Below are 21021 nucleotides of genomic sequence, written 5' to 3' on the forward strand. Positions count from 1 at the left end.
AGGATTAGTTCCACTTTGTTCTTAATATCAAAAAAGACGACAATTTTCAAATGTCGTCTTTTTTGTATAAACTTTAAAGTGAATTATCATATTACCTTATGCACCAAAGCCCCTATCATTATCTCAATTCAAATCCAGTAAAAGCTTACACTGTTTTCCATAATGATAAAGCATAAATCCAGTTTGGATCCCCATTTCCCTGATAATTCTGAACCGCTTCATACATTTTGCCTTCGTGTACAACTCTATCGCCCTTTTTATATGCCTTCTTTGCATCCCAAGTTTCATATGAAACGCTTTCATCTTTCGTAGTAACTGTGAATATATCACTCTGAGCTGATTCGTTTCCAGCTACATCAACAGCTTTAACCGCATATTTATATGTAGTACTAGCAAGCAAATTTTTGTCCATATGAGAAGTAGAATTAGATGTTCCAACTTTCTTCATTACACCAGAAATTTCTCTGTAAATATTATAATGGTCTACACCGACATTATCGTCAGATGGACTCCACATTAGATCAACACTTGATGCGGTCGTTGCCATGCTGTGTAACCCTTTTGGCTGTGTAGGTGCTTCTGTATCAGGAGTCACTACTGCTGTTTTCACTTTAACTGCTGTGCTTTCTTTTGATACATTTCCAGCTGCGTCAATCGCTTTTACAGTATAAGAGTATTCAGTACTTGGTTGTAATTGTTTATCAATAAAATGAGTGCCTGGTACTGTATCAATAATCTCTCCATTACGTAGAACTTGATAACTTTTTACCCCTACATTATCCGTAGAAGCGCTCCATGTTAGTTCTACACTATTTACTGTAACTTTTGTTGCCTGAAGCCCATTTGGATTACTTGGTGCTTCTGTGTCTGGTTTTAAATTATTAACTAGATTTACATCGATTACATTATAGAATGCATTTGCTGTATCAGCTACATCCCATACCGCTAAAATCACATGGTATCCACTGCGATCAGTAGGCACGTTGATTTTGTGAGTTAAATTGTTTGAAGCTGCAGAACCATCATGTTGCACAGTTCCAATTAGCTCAAAGTCAGCTCTTGTTAGCGGTTTATTTGGATTCCAATTCTTTTTCGTAATGTAGTAATGCCATTGGCTAGTTAAGTGGGGAGCTGTATATTTCCATGTAAACGCATTCTCTCCACCAGTTATCGTATTTTTAAACCAACGATTTGCTGTTTGTTGATCCAAAATACCATCAAATTTACCACCTGCCGAAGCAATTTGCCCATCAACTGGACCACCTTGTGGAAATCCTTTTGGAGCTTCTAAACTTTGTGGTTCATACATAACACTTCCGCAGTTCACGTTTAGTGCACCGTAAGTTTGGCTACATAAAGCAGAACGACTTCCAGGTTTTTCAACGAAACCGTGCGCATATGCATTTTGGGGAATAAGAGTCGTACCGATGATTCCAGCCGTCAATGCAACGGCTCCTAGACTTTTCTTATTCATTTTCATGCTTTGTAGGTGTTTTAAAATTCGATTTTTCATGTTCATATCCCCTTCTTGTTATACTTCGTAGTGTGATGAGGGCTTTGATGCAAAAGAATAACAATAAGCACACTTAATAATGAACGAATGTTCTAATCATTATTATTAAATATTTCACTTTACGAATATATCATGACATATAAACTACTAAAACTTATGCAGAAGCTGTGCAGAAACGTTGAACTTAATAGTAACACTGGCCAAACATTAAATTCACCTAGATGCTTATACATACAACTTCTTCATTTTTAACACATGTTAGGCGTTTGTATATACTATTTACAAAACAGATTTTGTTAAGGAGGAATTCATATGCCTACAATGTTACAAGAAGAAGTTGAAGAAGCACGAGAAACATATGTCAGTCGTATCATATTAGTTGGTGGATCAGCATTATTTTTAGCGGGTGGTGTTATATCAGCAATTTCTGCTTTTAAAACTTATAATCGATTATCACATACGCCGCCTTCTTCAGATAACTCATAGTTGTATCATTTGTTCTTTACAAGCATTTAAACGCCGTTTCCAATAAAGAAACGGCGTTTTATTTTCAATGAAAATCATTAATCTATACAACTTTATTTAAATTCAACCGTAAACGCTTGATCATAATACACAGCATTTGGATTCACGATATATAGTTTTTTATCTCCGAATGTCGTTCTAAAGACCTCTACAGATTCTTCTCCTTTATCATCTAACACAAGATAATCAAATGGACCACCTTTTTCTGACGCAGTTCCTTGTAAATATATTCTAAGAGGCGTTACAACGACTTTTTCCAATCTTGCATTTGCACGTATAGCGCTTAAATCTTTATTGACATTAACTTCTTTCTCACTTTGTTTTGCTGGTATACTTTGAACAGGTAAATCAAAATTCGATTTACCTTGAGTCTTTCCTTCTCTTCCACCCAATCTATCAACATTAAGAGACAGAGTAAAATTATTTGCTATATTAGACACTTGAATTCGATTTCCATTTTCCTGTTCTTCCAAACTTCTGTAAAATCTACCATGAAAAGGTTCGGATTTTTATTAAAAAAATTTAAAATACCAAATTGTTTTTTAAACTAGAAAGAGTCGATGATTCACATTAGAATTTTATATAAATAAGCCAGTGTTACTTCGAAGTGCAATCGTACTTCAAAATAACACCGGCTTGATGCTAGTTCTTTCTATAAAAATAAGGGTATCGATAGAGCTCCTACTCTATTTTCCAAACTTACTTCACCACAAACCTAGTCTGACTACACCCATCCTTCTGCTTCGTTACTTCTAATACAGCTGGCATTGCGTTTTTCAGTTCTTGAACGTGTGAAATTACGCCGATAAATCGGCCTGATTTTTGTAAATCGATTAAAGCATCCACTGCTTTCGTTAAAGACTCTTCATCTAATGAGCCGAATCCTTCATCGATAAACATCGTTTCAATGGAAATACCGCCTTCATACGCTTGAATTACGTCTGCCATTCCAAGCGCTAAGCAAAGTGATGCGTTAAATTTCTCACCACCAGATAATGTTTTTACATCACGTGTTTGGCCAGTGTATGCATCGTATACATCTAAGCCTAATCCACTTTGACGATTTCTCTTTTCAACTCGTTCACTTCGTTTTAAATAGAATTGTCCATTTGATAATTTACGTAGTCGTTCGTTTGCAATTTGAACAATTTGTTCTAAATACTCAATTAAGATGTAACGTTCAAAAGATATACGACTTTCATTATCCCCTTTCATTACTTCATATAAATCAACAAGTTCTTGGAACGCTTTTTCTTCGTCATAAATTTGTTCATCAATTCGTCTAATGTTTTCATGTAAATCAGAAATATATGCTACTGCATTTTGAGCGCGTTGACGTTTTTCTTTTATAATATCTAGGTTAATTTCCAATTCATTTATTTGTTCACCTAAGAAAGTAATATCCATATACTCTTTATCTTTTAATTCAATACTTAATTCTTCAATTTGTTTTACAAGTACTTCAAGAGACGAATAATAACTTTGAATTTCTTGTTGTAATATTTCCATCTCAGCGTCTTTTAATTTTGCTTCTGTATACGTTTGTTGATCTGTAAATCCGCTTTGTTCTAGCTCTTTCATAAAGCGTGTGAAAGTCTCTTTCTTCTTCTCTTTTGCACTATCAAATTGCTTAGAGGCACTATCATGTTCTGCTTGTATACGTATTTTTTCATTTTGCCAATGCTGATATGCTTCTTGAACTTTCGCCCACTCTTCTTCCATAGAACGAAGCTCTTGCGTAGCATGATCAAACTGTACTTTCCAAGCTTCTACTGTTTGTAAGTTTTCAGGAATACTTTTCTTATCATGTTCATAAGACGTACGAAGTTGTAAACATTCCATTTCTGTGCGGTGCATCATTGTTTCTGCTTCACGTTTTTGAACTTGCAATTTGTCGATTTTTTCTTCTACACTTTTTATATTCGCTGCTAATTGCTTCCGCGCTTCTTCACTTGATTTTAACGTATTTACTTCCGTTGCTAATTGCTTTCCCTTTTGCACGAGTGCACTGTATGTTTCAACTAATTTTTCTGATTGGTATCCACGCTTCAGTACCTCTTCTATCACTTGTTCATATTGTGATCGATAGAAATTCCATTTCTCTTCTAATTGAACATGCAATTTCTCTGCGACATTTTTCTTTTCTCTTAAAACGTCTAATTCTTTTTCATCGATTGTATCACCTTGCTCTGTAGCTTTTTTCGGGTGATTTATACTACCACATACCGGACAAGACTCACCATCATGTAAGTGATGAGCTAATATACCAGCTTGTTCATTTAACCACCGGCGTTCCATAATTTCATATGAACTAACTGCCATTTGCCTGCTATTATAAGCAGTTTCTTTTTCTTGTCCGTATTTTTGTTTTTCTTGCCAAACATCGTATGCTTGCTTTAATACTTTTGCATCTTCTCGCATATTCGTTAGTTCTTCTACTTTAGCTACATATTGCTCTAGCGCCGCTTCTAATTGCTGTAATTCGCCAGACATTATTTGTTTTTTGTTCGTATGCTCTTCTAGTTGTTGATCTAGCTTCTGCATACCTTCTTTTAATTTTCCTATTTGGATTTCAGCATTTTGTAAATTCAACTTTTTCTCAGATAATGATGCAATAATTGATTGTAACTCTTCTAATCTTTGAACTTGCTTTTTCGCATCTTCTCGCTCAGATTCCTTATACTTTAATGCCTCATATTTCTCCTGAGCGAGTTTGAAGTTTTTCATAATTTGTTCTTTATTTGCTAGTATTTGTTTCAATATGCTTTCAGATTTTTGCTCATTTTGCATCGCTTCCTCATACCATTGCTCAAATGGCAATAATCGCTTCGCCTGCTCCGCACGTTTAAAAGACTTTTCTTTCATTTCGATTACTGTACGGTTTTCTTGTAAATTGTTATATTTCTCATTCTTTTGTTCTAAATCGTTAAATTTCTCATTAACAGATTTTGCTGCATGAAAACGTGTCTCTGCTTCTTTTAATTGCTTCGTTTGAGTATTTTGTTCTACTTGTAATTGCTCAACTTCCGCTTTATACACCGTTGTTTCTTGCTCTAATGCCTCTATTACTTGATGTGTATTAACATGCTCTTGCTCTGCTAACGTCTCTAATAATGCTCCATCACGTATTGGTAATTTAAAGACATTACGGAAATATAGCTCTCGTTCTTTTTGTTTTTCTTGTAAGACGTCTTTCCATTGTTTGCGTTTTTGATCAAGTAAGTCACGCATTAACTTATAACGATCTGTTTTAAAAATGCGACGTAAAATCTCTTCTTTGTTTTCTGTTTCAGATGTTAATAGTTTTCGGAACTCTCCTTGCGGTAACATTACTATTTGACTAAATTGATGTTTACTTAATCCAATTAAATCTTCAACTTTTTTATTTACATCCGTTACATGGAAACGATCGACGCAAGGAACCTTTTCTTCATTAATTACTTCATATAATTCGACTGCATGTCCTGTAATTGTTTTATTTCCTTGTTTTTTATGACCCAGTTGTCGTTTTATTTCATATCTTTTCCCTTTTAATTGAAAGGTTAATTCCACACTTGTATAAACATTGTCATCAGCGAATTGACTACGAAGCATGCTTGTATCACTACGCTCTTCTCCACTAGCTTCTCCATATAACACATAACAAATCGCATCAAAAATCGTTGTTTTTCCGGCTCCAGTATTACCAGAAATAGCGAAAATACGATGCTCTCCAAGGTCGTTAAAATCAATTACTTCTTTCTGTTTATATGGACCAAATGCCGTCATAATAAGCTGAATCGGTCTCATCCTCGCTCACCTTCCCGTTCTTGCACTGTTTGCAACACATCTAAAAATAGACGTTCTTTCTCTTCTGATAACTCTAGCCCTTTCATTTCTTTATAAAAAGCTTTTAAAAGAGATAAATCATCCGTTTTATGTCTTGAAACAGTTACTTCATTTTCATCTGTGAACTCTCGTCTTTGAATAGATCTTTCAACATGCATTGCATTTGGGTATACAGAACGTATTTTTTCCATCGGCTGCAAGACAGGATTTTCATCTAATAATTTCACAAATACATAATCTTCATTTACTGGATGATGCAATAAATCGTCTATTTTTGCTTCTACTGTACGCATTTTACGACGCGGTGTAAGTAAACGTTTTTCAATTGTTGCTTCACCTTTTTCATCCAGTTCCACAATATAATATCCTTTTTTATGTTTTTCTTCAGAAATAGAATATGCAAGTGGCGAACCTGAATAACGAATTGTCTCATTACGTACAAAATGCGCTTGATGTAAATGGCCAAGCGCCGTGTAATGAAACTTATCAAAATAATGGCTATTTACATATTCAGCACCACCAATTGAAAGTGGGCGTTCCGCATCACTCGTATTTTCCTCTGCCTCTCCTGAAGAAGTTACAAATGCATGACCTACAAATATGTGTCTCGCTTCTTTATCCATCGTTTCTGAAAGTTCGTTCATAAAAATACGCATCGCATCATCATGAGAACGAACATCTTCATTTTTCAATACATGTCTAACAATACTTGGATCTGCATACGGAACGAGATGGAAATGAACCTCGCCGTATTTATCATTTAAAACAACTGGATTATATGGAAATTGAAATTGTCCAACAATATGTAATCCTTGTTTTTTCATTAAATTACTACCAAAATGTATGCGGTCCGGACTATCATGGTTACCTGCCACTGCGATTACTGGTGTTTGTAAATCAATAACTATCTTCTGTAATACATCATTTAATAAGTCTACTGCTTCTGTAGGTGGAATTGCTCGGTCATATAAATCTCCTGCAATAATTACAGCATCCGGTTTTTCTTCTTCAACAGCTTGTACAAACTGATCTAAAACAATTTTTTGATCTTCAGTCATATACACACCATGAACAAGCTTTCCTAAATGCCAATCCGCTGTATGAAAAAACTTCATATTTCCCTTCTCCTTTTAATTTACTGATTGTAGTGAAACAAGCTGATAGTTTAGTGTAGTTTTTCCGTTCTCCCACTCTAACTTTTGAACAATTGCACTACCTATTCTTTCCTGATTTGATTTATATAAAGGTAATATTTCTTGAACTGTAAATAGATGATAACCATCTAATATTAATTGAAATAGATTTTCTTCTATATGTAATCTGATTTCTTTTTCATTCGAAATAATTTTCGTGTGCATCTCAAATTTCATTCTAGATACAACCCCTTTTTTCTAATCTCTACATTTTAATAGTATATTGGCTATGCAAGATTGACAAGTATATACAATGCGATGTACATACTTTTTTAATTATAAATATTTTAATTTTTTCATATTAAATACGGTATGTGAAATTTTTATACTTACAAAAATAAAAATGCTCTTTCAAGCATCCTTATTTTTGTAAGTACTCTTTCATTACATAGTACAATACAGTTATTAAAACAATCGCTACAAAAAACGCGAATACGGCCACAATATACCCATCTTTATTCAGTAAAAAGCATATGGAAATAGATACTATAAAAATCGGAAATACGAGACGCACCTTATCCTTCACTTCTTCTGTCGTATCTGTATGATGAAAATACTGTGTAATTCCTACCATAAGAGAAGACAAAATAATAACCGACAACAGTAAAGGTCCTGGCATTCCGATCTCCCCTTTCTCTATTTCTAATTATATACAAACTTCCCACCCTTTAAAAGTTAGACAATTCAGCTATTTCCACTTTTTCTACATCTACTCTTCAATTGTTTGTTATGCCAGGTGCAATAACTCCATATAAATTATACATATAATAGCGCCTTTAACACCATGTTTTCAAATAATTGCACTTACAGTAATGTTGTAATATTCCTCTTCCACTACTGAAATCCTGCAAATATAACTCGTCAAAATATGCGAAATACATATAAACACTTAGTACCAGCTTTAGACAAAATTTGTCCCGATATTTGCAGGCAACTATACTCCCACCTAAAAATTCGAAGGAGGCAAATAAGTAGGCGGGAGATAGATTGCCCGTAAAAATCCTATTGGTGAGGGCTAATAATAAGCGTGATGGAAAAACCTCTACCGATTAAAGTTTCACTTTATAAAGGACATTTCAGTATGTATCAAGAAATAAGAATAGGAAGATATATAAGGGAGGATTTATAATGACTGAACACGTTTTATTTTCTGTTAGCGAAAACGGCGTTGCATCTATTACTTTAAACCGTCCAAAAGCACTCAATTCTTTATCCTACGACATGTTAAAACCAATTGGACAAAAACTTAAAGAATGGGAGCAAGATGAGCGTATTGCACTCATCGTTTTAAAAGGAGCTGGAACGAAAGGTTTTTGTGCAGGTGGTGATATTAAAACGCTATATGAAGCACGTTCAAATGAAGTTGCATTACAACATGCAGAGCAGTTTTTTGAAGAGGAATATGAAATTGATACATATATTTATCAATACAAAAAACCAATTATCGCTTGTTTAGACGGAATCGTTATGGGCGGTGGTGTCGGGCTGACGAATGGTGCTACATATAGAATTGTTACAGAGCGTACAAAATGGGCAATGCCAGAGATGAACATCGGCTTCTTCCCAGATGTCGGTGCTGCTTATTTCTTAAATAAAGCACCTGGATATACTGGCCGATATGTTGCTTTAACAGCATCTTTATTGAAAGGTCCTGACGTATTATTTATAAACGCTGCTGACCACTTTATGACATCAGATACATTACCAAATTTCCTTACTGAACTTGAAAGTGTAAATTGGCATAAAGAAGATGTACATACTAATTTAAAAGAAGTCATTCGTACATTTGCAACTGCTCCAAACTTAGAAAGCGAACTTGCTCCTTCATTAGAGGTAATCAATTCACATTTTGCATTCGATACAATTGAAGAAATCATCCAATCATTAGAGAAAGATCAAAGTTCATTTGCTCTAAAAACGAAAGAAACGCTATTATCAAAATCCCCCGTTTCACTAAAAGTAACATTAAAACAATTTATTGATGGACAAGATAAGTCTGTTGAAGAATGTTTCGCAACAGATCTTATACTAGCTAAAAACTTCATGAGACATGAAGATTTCTTTGAAGGAGTACGCTCCGTTGTAGTTGATAAAGATCAAAATCCAAATTATAAATATAAACAATTAAGTGATGTTTCAGAAGAAGATGTAAATCGTTTCTTTAACCTACTTAACGCATAACAGTGAGGCTATAGTAGTAGTGTATTCATAACTGCTACTATAGCCTCTTTTCTATTTAATATTCTTTAATAAAATTTAATTTTATTAAATCGAAATTTATGCTACACTGATTTTAATCAAATATTCTAAAAATACAAAAAGGAGGAGCGACTATGATAGAAAATTATTTTCTTTTCATCATTATGTCTATTTGTCTAATCATTTTACCTGGACCTGATACAGCAATGGCTACGAAGAACACATTGGTTGCTGGTAAAATCGGCGGTGTTAAAACAGTGTTCGGTACATGTGTTGCACTTTTGATTCATACATTAGCTGCTGTAATTGGTCTTTCCGCACTTATTGTAAAATCAGCTCTTTTATTTTCTATTTTCAAGTATGTTGGGGCTCTATATTTAATCTATATCGGTATTAAAGCACTTTTAGCAGTAAAAAACCAAGAAGGTGTAAATACAAATGATGTATCTATGAATACTGATAACGAACATACTCCTTGTTTTCGCCAAGGTTTTCTTACGAATTTATTAAACCCTAAAATTGCAGTCTTCTTTTTAACTTTTTTACCGCAATTTTTAAATCCAAGTCATAATACACTTATTCAGCTTCTCGTAATGGGCCTAACTTATCTCGTTTTAACAGTCATTTGGTTCGCTTTTTATATATTTTTAATTGATAAAATTAGCGCTTTTATGAAGAAACCAAAGACGCAAAGTTATATTCAAGGGCTAACAGGAATCGTTTTAATTGGATTTGGTATTAAACTAGCATTTGAAAAAAGTAATTAGTTAAGCAAAAAACACCACATCTTAAAGAGTGGTGTTTTTCATTTAACAATATATCTGGCTGATTTGAGCTAATAATCAGTGGTGGATGCCCCCCAACTGATTAAAGTTTCACTTTATTAAAACCAGCGCTCAGTTACAACTTTTTTGCGTGTATAAAATTGAACGCCATCCGTACCATTTGTACCAAGATCTCCAAAGAAGGAAGCTTTGTTTCCTGCAAATGCAAAGAATGCCATTGGTGCCGGAACATTTACGTTTACACCAATCATACCAGCATCAATATTGTCACGGAATGTTTGTGCGTGCTTACCATTTGACGTATAAATAACAGCACCATTCGCAAATTTCGATTGATTTGTAAGTTTAATACCTTCTTCTAAATCTTTTACTCTCACAATACTTAATACTGGAGCAAAGATTTCATCTTGCCAAATTTTCATTTCTTGATTTACGCCATCAAAGATCGTTGCACCAACAAAGTAACCTTCTCCTACTTCTTCATTAATCTTGCGGCCATCTACTAATAAAGTTGCTCCATCTGCCACCCCGCTATTAATATAGCCTAAAACACGTTCTTTATGAGATTCACGGATTAATGGTCCAACGTAATTATCTTCGTGGAAACCATCACCCACTTTTAATTTTTTCGTCTCTGCTACTAGTACGTCAATGAATTCATCAGCGATTTCGTCTACTACTGCTACGACAGAGCATGCCATGCAGCGCTCTCCACTACTTGCAAACGCAGATCCAATTACACCTTGTACCGTTTTCTCAAGGTTACAATCTGGCATAACAACCGCATGATTTTTCGCACCTGCTAACGCTTGAACACGTTTTCCATGTTTCGTTCCTGTTTCATATACATAGCGTGCCACTGGCTCAGAGCCAACGAACGAAACTGCTTGAATATCTTTATTCTCTAAAATACTATTTACAACATCTTTTCCGCCTTGTACTAAATTTAATACACCTTTTGGAAAACCAGCTTCATAGAATAACTCTACAAGTCGCTCTGCTAAGAGTGGCGTTCTTTCAGATGTTTTTAATACGAACGTATTACCGCAAGCAATTGCAAGTGGGAACATCCATAATGGAATCATCATTGGGAAGTTAAACGGTGTAATCCCAGCAACAACACCGATTGGGTAGCGCCAAATCGATCCATCAATTCCGCTAGCAATATTCGGAAGAGCTTGTCCCATCATTAAATTTGGTGCCGATGTTGCTAATTCTACCGCTTCAATACCACGCTGTACTTCGCCCGTTGCATCCGTTAGCGTTTTACCGTTTTCTAGCGTAATGATTTTTGCAAGTTCATCTTTGTTTTCTTGTAAAAGCTGTAAATATTTATATAATTGTCTTGAACGATTCGGAACTGGTACTTTAGACCATTTTTCGTATGCCGCTTTTGCCGCTTCAACAGCTTTTTCTACATCTTCTTTTGGAGAAAGTGGAACGTAAGCGATGATTTTTCCAGTTGCCGGATTCGGAACTGCTTCTACTTCAGTGCCAGTAGATTCTACCCATTCGCCATTAATATGATTTTTTACTCGTTTAATTTCAGTTGTAATCATTATATTCTCTCCTTTTTTATGATTTTTATAAGTCTACTATTTTTGATTAGAAATTAATTGTTCGCTAACTTTCTTATATAAAGCAGCCATATCGTTTTCACCATATCCTGCCTCACTCGCTTCTTCATATACGTTTAATAGCATTTCGCTTACCGGTAAGTGGAGTTCACTTTCCTTAGCTAAATCAACTGCAAAGCCTAAATCTTTTTTTAATAGATTTACAGTAAATCCTGGCTCGTAGTTTTCTGTTGCAATGAAACTTTTATAATTGCGCTCATAAATTCTACTTTGACCGTAACTTACATTTAAAATATCAAACATTTTATCTAAGTCCATATTGCTCTTTTTCGCTAATGTTAAAGCTTCACTCACACCAGCTGTATAAAAACCAATTAATAGATTGTTAATTAATTTAACAGTTGTACCACTATCAATTTGTTCACTAACGTGGAAGATATTCGCTCCTAACACTTCCATGACAGATTCAGTTTTCTCATATACCTCTTTTGATCCACCAACCATAAACGTTAATGTACGGTTTTCTGCTCCAATTACCCCTCCACTAACAGGCGCTGCTAAAAAGTCTACTTTCTTTTCCTTTGCAGCCTCTTCTAACTGTTTGTTTAATTGTGGAGATACTGTACTAGTATCAATTAAAACTACATTAGGGTGGCTATTTTCAAATAATCCTTCTGCTCCGAAATATACCGCTTCAACCGCACGAGGTGATGGTAAACTTGTAAAAATCACATCACATGTCTCTGCTAGTTTTGAGATTGATAAACCGATAATTCCGCCTTCTTTTTCAAAAGAAGCTTCCGCCTCCTTATTCAAGTCCACTCCGTATACTGTATAACTTGATTTAACTAAATTTTTAGACATAGGAAGACCCATGTTACCTAAACCTATAAAACCAATCTTTTTCATATCGCTTTCCTCCTATTTACACAATATATTTCCCGCGATTAATAATGACTTTCGCAATATCTCTCTTTTTCGTAAATAAGTTCGTGTATAAAGGCACTAATAATTGACGGATTTCAGCTAAAATTACGTGTCTATGTTGTTCTTCTGTGACAGCCGCTGAAAGTATAGAAATCGCCGCTTCTTCTACTTTACGATAGCCTTCTTCACAAATAACATCAGTTATCATCTGTTTCGTACACTCTTTTTCTTCACCATTTTTACTAATTGCTTTACTCGTACGTAAAAATGCTGATTCCATGACGTACACGTCCGTCAACATATTTGATAATACACGTGAATATTCTTGCTCTTGATCAATTTTTAAGCCTGGAGTTTTAGAGAGCGTTTTCAAAGATTGTTTCAACAATTTTTTCGCTAATAAAATGTAACGATGGTTTCTTTCTACATTTGCTACATCAATTTCTATTTCAGTATCTTCTATTTGTTCGATTTGCTTCATTAACATTTTAGCTACTGTTAATCTGTTAATTTCGTTCGTTCCTTCAAAAATACGACTAATTCTAGCATCACGATACAATCGTTCTACTTCGTATTCCTGCATATAACCGTAACCACCATGAATTTGTACAGCTTCATCTACGATATGACCAAGTGTTTCAGAAGCGTTTACTTTATTAAGTGCACATTCAATTGCAAATTGAGACATTTTCTTCATAAGATCCTCATCACTCTCATGAATTGCATCATCAATTACACCTGCTGTACGGTAGGCTGCACTTTCTGCTCCATATGTAGCAATGATCATGTTTGCAATTTTCTCTTGAATCATCGTAAAGTCCACTAATTCAGTTTGAAACTGTTTTCGTTCTTTTCCATATTGTACTGACAAGCCAATTGCTTGTTTTGCTGTTCCAATATTTCCAAAAGCAAGTTTTAGTCTAGCGAAGTTAAGAATATTAAGAGCTACGTGATGCCCTTTCCCAACTTCCCCTAAAACATTTTCAGCAGGGATGGCAACATCTTCTAATATAAGCGTCGCCGTTGAAGAACCTTTAATCCCCATTTTCTTTTCTTCTAATCCAATTGATACACCTTCACATGTTCTTTCGACAATAAACGCTGTCATTCCTTTATTTGTCTTCGCAAAAACAACGTATACATCAGCCATATGAGCGTTCGTAATCCACTGCTTCTCACCATTTAACTTCCAAGCTGTACCATCTTCATTCAATACTGCACTCGTTTTTGCACTTAATGCATCAGAGCCAGCATTTGGCTCAGTTAAAGCATAAGCCCCAATCCATTCTCCTGACGCAATTTTTGGTAAATATTTTTCTTTCTGTTCTTTCGTTCCGTAATATATGTAAGGCAATGTACCTACACCTGCGTGTATATTAAAAGAAACACTAAATGCACCAGCGTAACCCATTTTCTCTGCTACAAGCCCTGAGACTGCCTTTCCTAACTCAAACCCGCCGTATTCTTCCGGGACCTCGATACTCAACAATCCAAGTTCTCCAGCTTTCTCAAATAATTGACGAGAAACTTTATAGTTATGTTGTTCAATGTTCTCAACTTGCGGAACAATTTCTTGCTTAACGAATTGTTCTGTCGTTTTTGCGATTAAATCTTCATCCCCTGAAAAATCTTCTGGTGTAAAGAAATTATTATTCACATCTTTATTGAGTGAAAAAAATTCATTCCATGGTAACTTCGTTTTCTCCATCTGAATCCCCCTATCATTTCGGCCTTCATTGCTTTTTGCATATGCTCGTCTACGATGAGTGGAATATCTTATTATTGAAAACAGAAGGCGATGAATTTTCACATCAAGCATTTCGTTTTGCCAAAGATGTATTCTCATCGCCTTAGTCCTTCTACCTATTGATCTTCAGATAATACTGTTTTTGCAATTCCAGTATCTAATTCTTCAAAGTCATGATATGAAATTGTTTCATATAACTCACTTCTCGTTTGCATATTAGAAAGTGCATCTTTTTGTGAGCCAGTCTCTTTAATTAATGTAAATACATTCTCATATGCTTTTGCAGCAACGCGAAGTGAAGTTACAGGGTAAATCACCATTTGGAATCCCATATTTGCAAATTCCTCTGCACTATAATATGGTGTTTTCCCGAACTCAGTCATATTTGCTAGTAAAGGTGCATTCACTTTGCTAGTAAATAATCGGAATTCTTCTTCCGATTGAAGCGCTTCTGGGAAAATTGCATCTGCTCCTGCTTTTACATATGCGTTCGCTCTTTCAATCGCTGCATCTAATCCTTCTACTCCGCGAGCATCTGTGCGCGCTACAATATATAAGCTTGGTGCAACTTCTTTAATCGCTTTAATTTTTTGAACTAATTCTTCTGTAGTAACAAGTTTCTTACCATTTAAATGTCCACATTTCTTTGGTAATTGTTGATCTTCAATTTGAACAGCCGCTACTTTCGCTTCCACCATTTCTACAGCTGTTCTCGCTACGTTTAGTACTCCACCAAATCCTGTATCTATGTCAACAAGAACTGGTAAATCTGTAGCTCTTACTAGATCCCTTGCTCTCTCTGCTACCTCAGTAGACGTCACGATTCCTAAATCTGGTAGCCCTTTACTTGCAGTATAAGCAGCTCCAGATAAATAAAGAGCTGAAAAACCTGTATTTTTCGCAACAAGAGCAGCCATTGCATCATGAGCACCTGGAATTTGCAAAATTTCATTTGCTTCTACTAAAGCCCGGAAGCGATTCGCAAGCTCCTCTTGTGTTGACTGTTTATTCACAACCCAAGCCATTCTATATTCCCCCTATTATTAAATTAAGAATAGATCTACAAATTCGTTGACATTCATATTTTCTAGTTTCTCTTCATTTAAACAAGCTTCATGAATTTGTTCTTGTTGCTTACTAGAATAATGACCAGCCATATTTGCAGTGAATTTTTGAACGACTTTTGGAATCGCTTCGTCTCTACGGAAACGGTGACCAAGTGGGTATTCACATTCCACATTTTCTGTTACAGTACCGTCTTTAAAATGAACTTGAACAGCGTTGGCGATTGAGCGCTTGTTCGGATCAAGGTAATCTAAACTGTACTGTTTGTTTTCAACAACAACCATCTTATTACGTAATTCATCTACACGCGCGTCAGCTGCTACTTCATCCTCATAATCGTCCGCAACGATATCACCTTTTAATAAACCGATTGCCGTAATGTATTGTAAGCAATGATCTCGATCAGCTGGGTTATTTAATGGACCTTCTTTATCGATAATACGAATTGCTGATTCATGAGTTGTAATTGTAATACGATCAATTTCATCTAATCTTTCTTTAATTTCCGGGTGCAACTTCACTGCACATTCTGCAGCTGTTTGTGCATGGAATTCTGCTGGATATGACACTTTAAATAATACATTTTCCATTACATATGACTCTAGTGGTCTAGCTAATTTTAATTCTTGCTTGTTAAATAATACATCTTGGAATCCCCATCCTGGCGCAGATAATGCTGTTGGGTAACCCATTTCACCTTTTAGAGCAGTCATTGCAAGATGAACACCGCGGCTCGTCGCATCACCTGCTGCCCATGATTTACGTGAGCCAGTATTTGGAGCATGACGATATGTACGAAGACTAGAATTATCAATCCATGCATGTGATAATGCATTAAAGATTTCTTCACGTGTTCCACCAAGCATTTTCGCAACTACAGCAGTTGTTGCTACTTTTACGTATAATACGTGGTCAAGACCAACACGGTTTAAACTATTTTCTAAAGCAAGTACACCTTGAATTTCATGTGCTTTAATCATCATTTCTAATACTTCACGTACTTTTAAAGGTTCTTTTCCTTCTGAAATACGAACGCGACTAATATAATCTGCAACTGCTAAAATTCCGCCTAAGTTATCAGATGGATGTCCCCATTCTGCTGCAAGCCATGTATCGTTATAATCTAACCAACGGATCATACATCCGATATTAAAGGCACCTTTTACTGGATCTAGCACATAAGACGTACCTGGTACACGTGTACCGTTTGGCACGATAGTTCCTGGTACAACTGGTCCTAGTAATTTCGTACACTCTGGATATTGTAGTGCCAAAATTCCGCATCCAAGCGTATCAAGTAATACGTAGCGAGCAGTACTGAATGCTTCTGCACTTGTAACCTCTTTATTTAATACATAATCCGTAATTTCTTCTAATAATGCATCTTTTTGTTTAATTTCATTTGTTTTAATCATGCTATTCTTCCCTTTCTGTCGAAAATTCGTTATTATTAATGATGGGTGTCGGTCAAACACCCATCTGGCGGGCGGCGCTAACAACTCCCCAGTTGTTCTTATTTACTAAGCACATGTCGCTCGCCAATGTATTTTACACGCGGACGGAATAAGCGGTTGTTCGCATGTTGCTCAATAACGTGCGCACATAGTCCTACTGTTCTAGAACTAAAGAAAATTGGTGTGTAAAGTTGAATCGGAATACCAAGCATCCAATATACCGGAGCAGCATAATAATCAAGATTCGGATAAATTCCTTTTTCCTTCTCCATAATCTTCTCTCCAGCTTCACACATTTCATATAGTGTATAATCACCTTTCACATCACATAACTGCTTTAAAGCTTCCTTCATCATAAGTGCTCTTGGATCTATCTTCTTCATATACACGCGATGTCCAAAGCCCATGATTTTTTCTTTGTTATAAAGTTTCTTCTGTAATAACTCTTCAAATTCCTCAACATTACCAGCTTCTAATAGCATGTACATAACGGCTTCATTCGCACCACCATGTAAACTTCCTTTTAAAGATGCAACTGCACCTGTTAAAGCACCATATAAATCTGATTGTGTTGATGCAATTACGCGAGCGGTAAATGTAGAGTTTGGCATTTCATGTTCACTATATAAAACAAGGGAACGATCAAAGATCTTCTCCTCAAGTTCAGTTGGTTTTTTCCCAGTTAACATATAGTAGAAATTCGCACTATATGTTAATTCCTGAAGAGGTTCGATAGGCTCCTCATTATTTAAAATATGATAGCTATTCGCCACAATGTTAGGCACCTTACTTAAAAGCTTGTACCCTCTACTTTTATTTACTTCTAACGCGCGGTTTTCGATATCATTATCGTAACCAGCTAATGCAGACACACCTGTACGTAATCCATCCATGGGATGCGTTTCTTTAGGCAATGCCTTTAGCACGTTGAATACACCTTCTGGTACTGCATATTCTTCTTTTAATTTCTTTTCAAGTGTTGCTTTCTCATCCTCATTTGGTAGATGTTCTTCTAATAATAGGTGCACAATGTCTAAATACTCTTTTGTTTTTGAGAGTTCGATTAAATCATACCCTTGAATTACAATTTCACCTTTTACTGTGTCAAGAAACGAAATTTTCGTCTCCGCTGCTACTACACCATCTAATCCCGGGGAAAATTTTTCTTCAGCTTTCATCATTATTTCCTCCAATCCTAATAGATCTTCGTGCACATAACTGTAAGCCTTTACAATACTGTGGAACTACATTTCTATTTCAATGTATCAGAGTTTTTAGAAGATTTCAATTTATTTTATAATGATAAGTTTCCTATACTTTTATTGCTGTAATAATACAATTTTCCAAAAATAATTTTTATATTTTATAACGAAAGGACCGACTTTGCACTATTTTTTCTGAACCAAAATATAACGATATTCCATAAAATCCCACGAAATATAGCTTTACTCCCTATTTTCTTTTTCAAATAAAAAACGAGCTGTACACATATACAGCTCGTTTCCATATGATATTTATTTCACAATTCCCTAAATATAATTCTTATATAAAATTTATTTATTTTTAATAAAGTTATTATTTTACATAATTAAATTGAATTTCTTCCGTTTCTATATGATAACTTACAACTAAATCATAGTTTTGAAAATACCAAAGGTCATCAAAATCTACAAAAAATCGAATACCATCTATTTCAATTGATACTACATCCCCATCTGGTTTCTCAGTAGCAATCCCTAAAGAATATCCGGGCTGAATTGAGCTATTCCCTCCGTATCTTACAATAAAGTGAAACTTTAATCAGTGGGGGTTTTGTCCCTCCCCCACTGATTATTAGTTGAACCAATCGGGCTTTTACGAGCAGTTGATCTCCTGCCTAACTTCCTTGTATTTGCTGAATTATGAGGTGGAGGTCTTACTGCTCGTTAATGCGGGATAAATCGAATAGATTCATCATGCTTTATACGCAATTCTTCCTTAAACCATTGTAGAGCTTCATGATCAATTGAAATTTTCATCTTCGCTCCTCCTGTTTACGCAAATTCTTTTTTTCCTAATTGCCGTTTTACAAAAATGACAAATATAATTAAAGCTATTAATCCTGAAATTGCACTACCTGCGAATAAAATACGGTAACCAAATATTTGTGAAACAAATCCAAGTAAAATCGCACCTAGTCCAATACCTAGATCAAATGCAGTAAAGAATGAAGCATTAGCAACTCCTCTTTTACTCGGAGCAACAATTGTAAGCATCGCTGCTTGCAAAGCAGGCTGTGCTGAACCGAATCCAACACCGTATAATACCGCTGCAATAATTACACCCATTACACTATTTGAAATCGTTAGTACAACTATAGCTAAAATGGTAATACATAATGTTGGGAGTATGATAAATACTTCTCCATATTTATCTAATAATTTACCTGAAATCGGCCTTACAATTGTTAAGGCAATTGCATATACAAGAAAGAATGTGCCAGGATTCACATCAATTGATGATGCAAATAACGGTAAAAACGTTGTAATTCCTCCATATGCAAATGATAAAAAGAAAACAACAATCGTAATTGATAAAACGGATTTTTCAAACAGCTGAATTTTCCCTTTTTCTTTTTGTGGTGCAAATGGCATCTTCGTTATTAATGATAATACGACCGCCATAAAAGATAAAAGAGTTGCTAATACAAATAGACCATGAAATGAATAATTTTGTACAACCCATAATCCAATCATCGGGCCGATCGCCATTGCAATTGTCATCGCCATTCCATACCAGCCCATTCCTTCTCCGCGGCGTGAATCTGGAATAATATCAGTTATCGCTGTTCCAACAGCCGTTGTAGAAACGGCCCATGTTACCCCATGAATAACACGTAAAAACGCTAAGAATAAAATAGTTGATGCTAAATTATAGGAAAGCATTGTTAGTCCAAAAAAGATAAGGCCCCAAATAATAAAAGATTTCCTACCATATTTATCTAACATACCTCCAATAATCGGGCGAATTACAACTGCGGCTATCGTAAACATTCCCATCATCAGTCCAACTTGAGATTCATTCCCACCTATTTCTTTAATAAAGAGCGGGAGCGTTGGAACAAGCAAATAAAACCCTGTAAATAAAAATAACATCGCGACAGTCATTTGGATAAATGATTTCGTCCATAATCGTTCCATTAAAATCCCTCCATAAACACATAAAATACTACGATCAACACATCCATTGTATATTTTTCATATTCCTTTTCCCTCCGCTATTAGACGTATCTTTTCGTAATAAATAGTCCACCATCAATTCACATTGGTCTTACGACTTTGTACGTATGTTTTAACCGAAAGTCCTATCTATATGTACCTTTATAAGTATTAAAAGAATATACTACTTTATCATTGAAACTTAGGAGTGATCGTTTTCATGTGGGTATCACCAAGAATAACTGCTGCGGTCCCATCAGTTCCCTCAATACATGTTCCTGCCGTTCATACAGCTAGTTCTGATGTTGGTATCGAACTTCCTGCCGCTTGGCAACAATATCAATCGACTGACCAAGTCACCCCTTCATTTTGGCATCATGGTACACATCCTAGTAGTACTACTTTTTATAGCCCTAGCCATCCAATACCTCCGACTCAAATTTTTTATCATTTCCCGTCAATTTACTTTCAAAATTTCTATGGTACTTTTAACATTTAAAAATAATATTACTCTTTATAATACAAAAAGCACCAAAGAAACCGTTTTTCCGGTACCTTTGGTGCTTTTTAAATACATTATTTATTGTCCATTATTGGAAGGAGCCTCTCCTGTGTTCCCGCCAGTAGTTGGTGGGGTTGGAGTTCCTTGGCCACCTCCACTAGTTGGTGGGGTTGGAGTTCCTTGGCCACCTCCAGTGGTTGGTGGATTTGGAGTTCCTTGGCCACCTCCACTAGTTGGTGGGGTTGGAGTTCCTTGACCACCTCCACTAGTTGGTGGGGTTGGAGTTCCTTGACCACCTCCAGTAGTTGGTGGGGTTGGAGTTCCTTGGCCACCTCCACTAGTTGGTGGGGTTGGAGTTCCTTGACCATTTCCATTGTTTTGTTCATTTTGCTTATTCTGTTCATCTTGTTTCTTTTGCTCTTCCTGCTTCTTAAGTTCATCTTGCTTCTTTTGCTCTTCTTGTTTCTTAAGTTCTTCCTGTTTCTTTAGTTCCTCTTGATTTTTCTCTT

18 protein-coding genes and 1 pseudogene are annotated in these 21021 nt (G+C 35.5%); 4 read left to right on the forward strand and 15 right to left on the reverse strand.

Features of this window, described 5'->3' with window-relative positions:
• Positions 1-145: 145 nt before the first annotated feature.
• The gene (locus BAU28_RS21340) at positions 146-1513 is read right to left on the reverse strand and encodes a lytic polysaccharide monooxygenase (RefSeq protein ID WP_071719893.1); all 1368 of its coding nucleotides are present in this window, start codon (positions 1511-1513) and stop codon (positions 146-148) included.
• Positions 1514-1825: 312 nt separating this feature from the next.
• Here BAU28_RS21340 and BAU28_RS30540 point away from each other — a divergent pair, with 312 nt between their 5' ends.
• The gene (locus BAU28_RS30540) at positions 1826-1999 is read left to right on the forward strand and encodes a hypothetical protein (RefSeq protein WP_002171875.1); all 174 of its coding nucleotides are present in this window, start codon (positions 1826-1828) and stop codon (positions 1997-1999) included.
• Between the two features lie 92 nt (positions 2000-2091).
• On the opposite strand, the gene BAU28_RS21350 is transcribed toward BAU28_RS30540, so the two are convergent.
• The 5 genes from BAU28_RS21350 to BAU28_RS21370 all read right to left on the reverse strand — a co-directional run bounded on the left by BAU28_RS21350 (position 2092) and on the right by BAU28_RS21370 (position 7678).
• Positions 2092-2511, reverse strand: coding sequence for a hypothetical protein (locus BAU28_RS21350; RefSeq protein ID WP_071719894.1), 420 nt, complete (start codon positions 2509-2511; stop codon positions 2092-2094).
• 226 nt (positions 2512-2737) lie between these two features.
• Positions 2738-5827: an AAA family ATPase gene (locus tag BAU28_RS21355; RefSeq protein ID WP_071719895.1), complete on the reverse strand. Its 3090-nt coding sequence runs from the start codon at positions 5825-5827 to the stop codon at positions 2738-2740.
• Positions 5824-6981, reverse strand: a complete 1158-nt coding sequence (locus BAU28_RS21360; RefSeq protein ID WP_071719896.1) for an exonuclease SbcCD subunit D — start codon at positions 6979-6981, stop codon at positions 5824-5826. The genes BAU28_RS21355 and BAU28_RS21360 overlap by 4 nt, the downstream gene beginning before the upstream one ends.
• Positions 6982-6996: 15 nt before the next feature.
• Positions 6997-7236, reverse strand: coding sequence for a DUF2584 family protein (locus BAU28_RS21365; protein ID WP_002171871.1), 240 nt, complete (start codon positions 7234-7236; stop codon positions 6997-6999).
• A gap of 184 nt (positions 7237-7420) precedes the next feature.
• Positions 7421-7678, reverse strand: a complete 258-nt coding sequence (locus BAU28_RS21370) for a hypothetical protein (RefSeq protein ID WP_071719897.1) — start codon at positions 7676-7678, stop codon at positions 7421-7423.
• Positions 7679-8187: 509 nt separating this feature from the next.
• Between BAU28_RS21370 and BAU28_RS21375 the strand changes: the two genes are divergently transcribed.
• Positions 8188-9240 (forward strand): enoyl-CoA hydratase/isomerase family protein, encoded by a 1053-nt coding sequence (locus tag BAU28_RS21375; protein ID WP_071719898.1) that lies wholly within the window; start codon positions 8188-8190, stop codon positions 9238-9240.
• A gap of 152 nt (positions 9241-9392) precedes the next feature.
• Positions 9393-10025, forward strand: a complete 633-nt coding sequence (locus BAU28_RS21380; RefSeq protein ID WP_071719899.1) for a LysE family translocator — start codon at positions 9393-9395, stop codon at positions 10023-10025.
• Positions 10026-10141: 116 nt separating this feature from the next.
• On the opposite strand, the gene BAU28_RS21385 is transcribed toward BAU28_RS21380, so the two are convergent.
• The 8 genes and pseudogenes from BAU28_RS21385 to BAU28_RS21425 form a co-directional block, all read right to left on the reverse strand.
• A complete protein-coding gene (locus BAU28_RS21385; protein ID WP_071719900.1) occupies positions 10142-11602 on the reverse strand; it encodes a CoA-acylating methylmalonate-semialdehyde dehydrogenase in 1461 nt (486 codons plus the stop codon).
• A 36-nt stretch (positions 11603-11638) separates the two neighbouring features.
• Positions 11639-12529, reverse strand: coding sequence for an NAD(P)-dependent oxidoreductase (locus BAU28_RS21390; RefSeq protein WP_071719901.1), 891 nt, complete (start codon positions 12527-12529; stop codon positions 11639-11641).
• Positions 12530-12545: 16 nt separating this feature from the next.
• Positions 12546-14255 carry an acyl-CoA dehydrogenase family protein gene (locus BAU28_RS21395; protein WP_071719902.1) on the reverse strand — a complete coding sequence of 570 codons (1710 nt, stop codon included), beginning with the start codon at positions 14253-14255 and terminating at the stop codon, positions 12546-12548.
• A gap of 155 nt (positions 14256-14410) precedes the next feature.
• On the reverse strand, positions 14411-15319 hold the full coding sequence (gene prpB, locus BAU28_RS21400; RefSeq protein ID WP_002031847.1) for a methylisocitrate lyase: 909 nt from the start codon (positions 15317-15319) through the stop codon (positions 14411-14413).
• Positions 15320-15337: 18 nt separating this feature from the next.
• Entirely contained in the window at positions 15338-16774 is a 1437-nt protein-coding gene (gene prpD / locus BAU28_RS21405) for a 2-methylcitrate dehydratase (protein ID WP_071719903.1), read from the reverse strand.
• Positions 16775-16872: 98 nt separating this feature from the next.
• Positions 16873-17994 (reverse strand): citrate synthase, encoded by a 1122-nt coding sequence (gene mmgD / locus BAU28_RS21410; RefSeq protein ID WP_071719904.1) that lies wholly within the window; start codon positions 17992-17994, stop codon positions 16873-16875.
• A gap of 394 nt (positions 17995-18388) precedes the next feature.
• Positions 18389-18601 (reverse strand): annotated as a pseudogene (locus tag BAU28_RS21415) (HesB/YadR/YfhF family protein); the annotation flags it as partial.
• 245 nt (positions 18602-18846) lie between these two features.
• Complete coding sequence (locus BAU28_RS21425) at positions 18847-19992, reverse strand: MFS transporter (RefSeq protein WP_071719905.1); 1146 nt, start codon at positions 19990-19992, stop codon at positions 18847-18849.
• A gap of 238 nt (positions 19993-20230) precedes the next feature.
• On the opposite strand from BAU28_RS21425, the gene BAU28_RS21430 reads away from it, so the two are divergent.
• Positions 20231-20509 (forward strand): hypothetical protein, encoded by a 279-nt coding sequence (locus BAU28_RS21430; RefSeq protein WP_002171840.1) that lies wholly within the window; start codon positions 20231-20233, stop codon positions 20507-20509.
• Between the two features lie 77 nt (positions 20510-20586).
• Here the strand turns inward: BAU28_RS21430 and BAU28_RS31615 are convergent, their stop codons facing one another.
• Entirely contained in the window at positions 20587-20952 is a 366-nt protein-coding gene (locus BAU28_RS31615) for a magnesium transporter MgtE N-terminal domain-containing protein (RefSeq protein WP_420866072.1), read from the reverse strand.
• Between the last annotated feature and the right edge of the window lie 69 nt (positions 20953-21021).

Source organism: Bacillus paramycoides (assembly GCF_001884235.1).
GTDB classification, from domain to species: domain Bacteria; phylum Bacillota; class Bacilli; order Bacillales; family Bacillaceae_G; genus Bacillus_A; species Bacillus_A paramycoides.

What these genes read in the sequence shown, in the direction of transcription:
- BAU28_RS21340 (WP_071719893.1), bottom strand. Translation starts at nt 1,513, where the DNA reads ATGAAAAATCGAATTTTAAAACACCTACAAAGCATGAAAATGAATAAG.
- BAU28_RS30540 (WP_002171875.1), top strand. Translation starts at nt 1,826, where the DNA reads ATGCCTACAATGTTACAAGAAGAAGTTGAAGAAGCACGAGAAACATAT.
- BAU28_RS21355 (WP_071719895.1), bottom strand. Translation starts at nt 5,827, where the DNA reads ATGAGACCGATTCAGCTTATTATGACGGCATTTGGTCCATATAAACAG.
- BAU28_RS21360 (WP_071719896.1), bottom strand. Translation starts at nt 6,981, where the DNA reads ATGAAGTTTTTTCATACAGCGGATTGGCATTTAGGAAAGCTTGTTCAT.
- BAU28_RS21365 (WP_002171871.1), bottom strand. Translation starts at nt 7,236, where the DNA reads ATGAAATTTGAGATGCACACGAAAATTATTTCGAATGAAAAAGAAATC.
- BAU28_RS21370 (WP_071719897.1), bottom strand. Translation starts at nt 7,678, where the DNA reads ATGCCAGGACCTTTACTGTTGTCGGTTATTATTTTGTCTTCTCTTATG.
- BAU28_RS21375 (WP_071719898.1), top strand. Translation starts at nt 8,188, where the DNA reads ATGACTGAACACGTTTTATTTTCTGTTAGCGAAAACGGCGTTGCATCT.
- BAU28_RS21380 (WP_071719899.1), top strand. Translation starts at nt 9,393, where the DNA reads ATGATAGAAAATTATTTTCTTTTCATCATTATGTCTATTTGTCTAATC.
- BAU28_RS21385 (WP_071719900.1), bottom strand. Translation starts at nt 11,602, where the DNA reads ATGATTACAACTGAAATTAAACGAGTAAAAAATCATATTAATGGCGAA.
- BAU28_RS21390 (WP_071719901.1), bottom strand. Translation starts at nt 12,529, where the DNA reads ATGAAAAAGATTGGTTTTATAGGTTTAGGTAACATGGGTCTTCCTATG.
- BAU28_RS21395 (WP_071719902.1), bottom strand. Translation starts at nt 14,255, where the DNA reads ATGGAGAAAACGAAGTTACCATGGAATGAATTTTTTTCACTCAATAAA.
- prpB (WP_002031847.1), bottom strand. Translation starts at nt 15,319, where the DNA reads ATGGCTTGGGTTGTGAATAAACAGTCAACACAAGAGGAGCTTGCGAAT.
- prpD (WP_071719903.1), bottom strand. Translation starts at nt 16,774, where the DNA reads ATGATTAAAACAAATGAAATTAAACAAAAAGATGCATTATTAGAAGAA.
- mmgD (WP_071719904.1), bottom strand. Translation starts at nt 17,994, where the DNA reads ATGATGAAAGCTGAAGAAAAATTTTCCCCGGGATTAGATGGTGTAGTA.
- BAU28_RS21425 (WP_071719905.1), bottom strand. Translation starts at nt 19,992, where the DNA reads ATGGAACGATTATGGACGAAATCATTTATCCAAATGACTGTCGCGATG.
- BAU28_RS21430 (WP_002171840.1), top strand. Translation starts at nt 20,231, where the DNA reads ATGTGGGTATCACCAAGAATAACTGCTGCGGTCCCATCAGTTCCCTCA.
- BAU28_RS31615 (WP_420866072.1), bottom strand. Translation starts at nt 20,952, where the DNA reads ATGAACTTAAGAAGCAGGAAGAGCAAAAGAAACAAGATGAACAGAATA.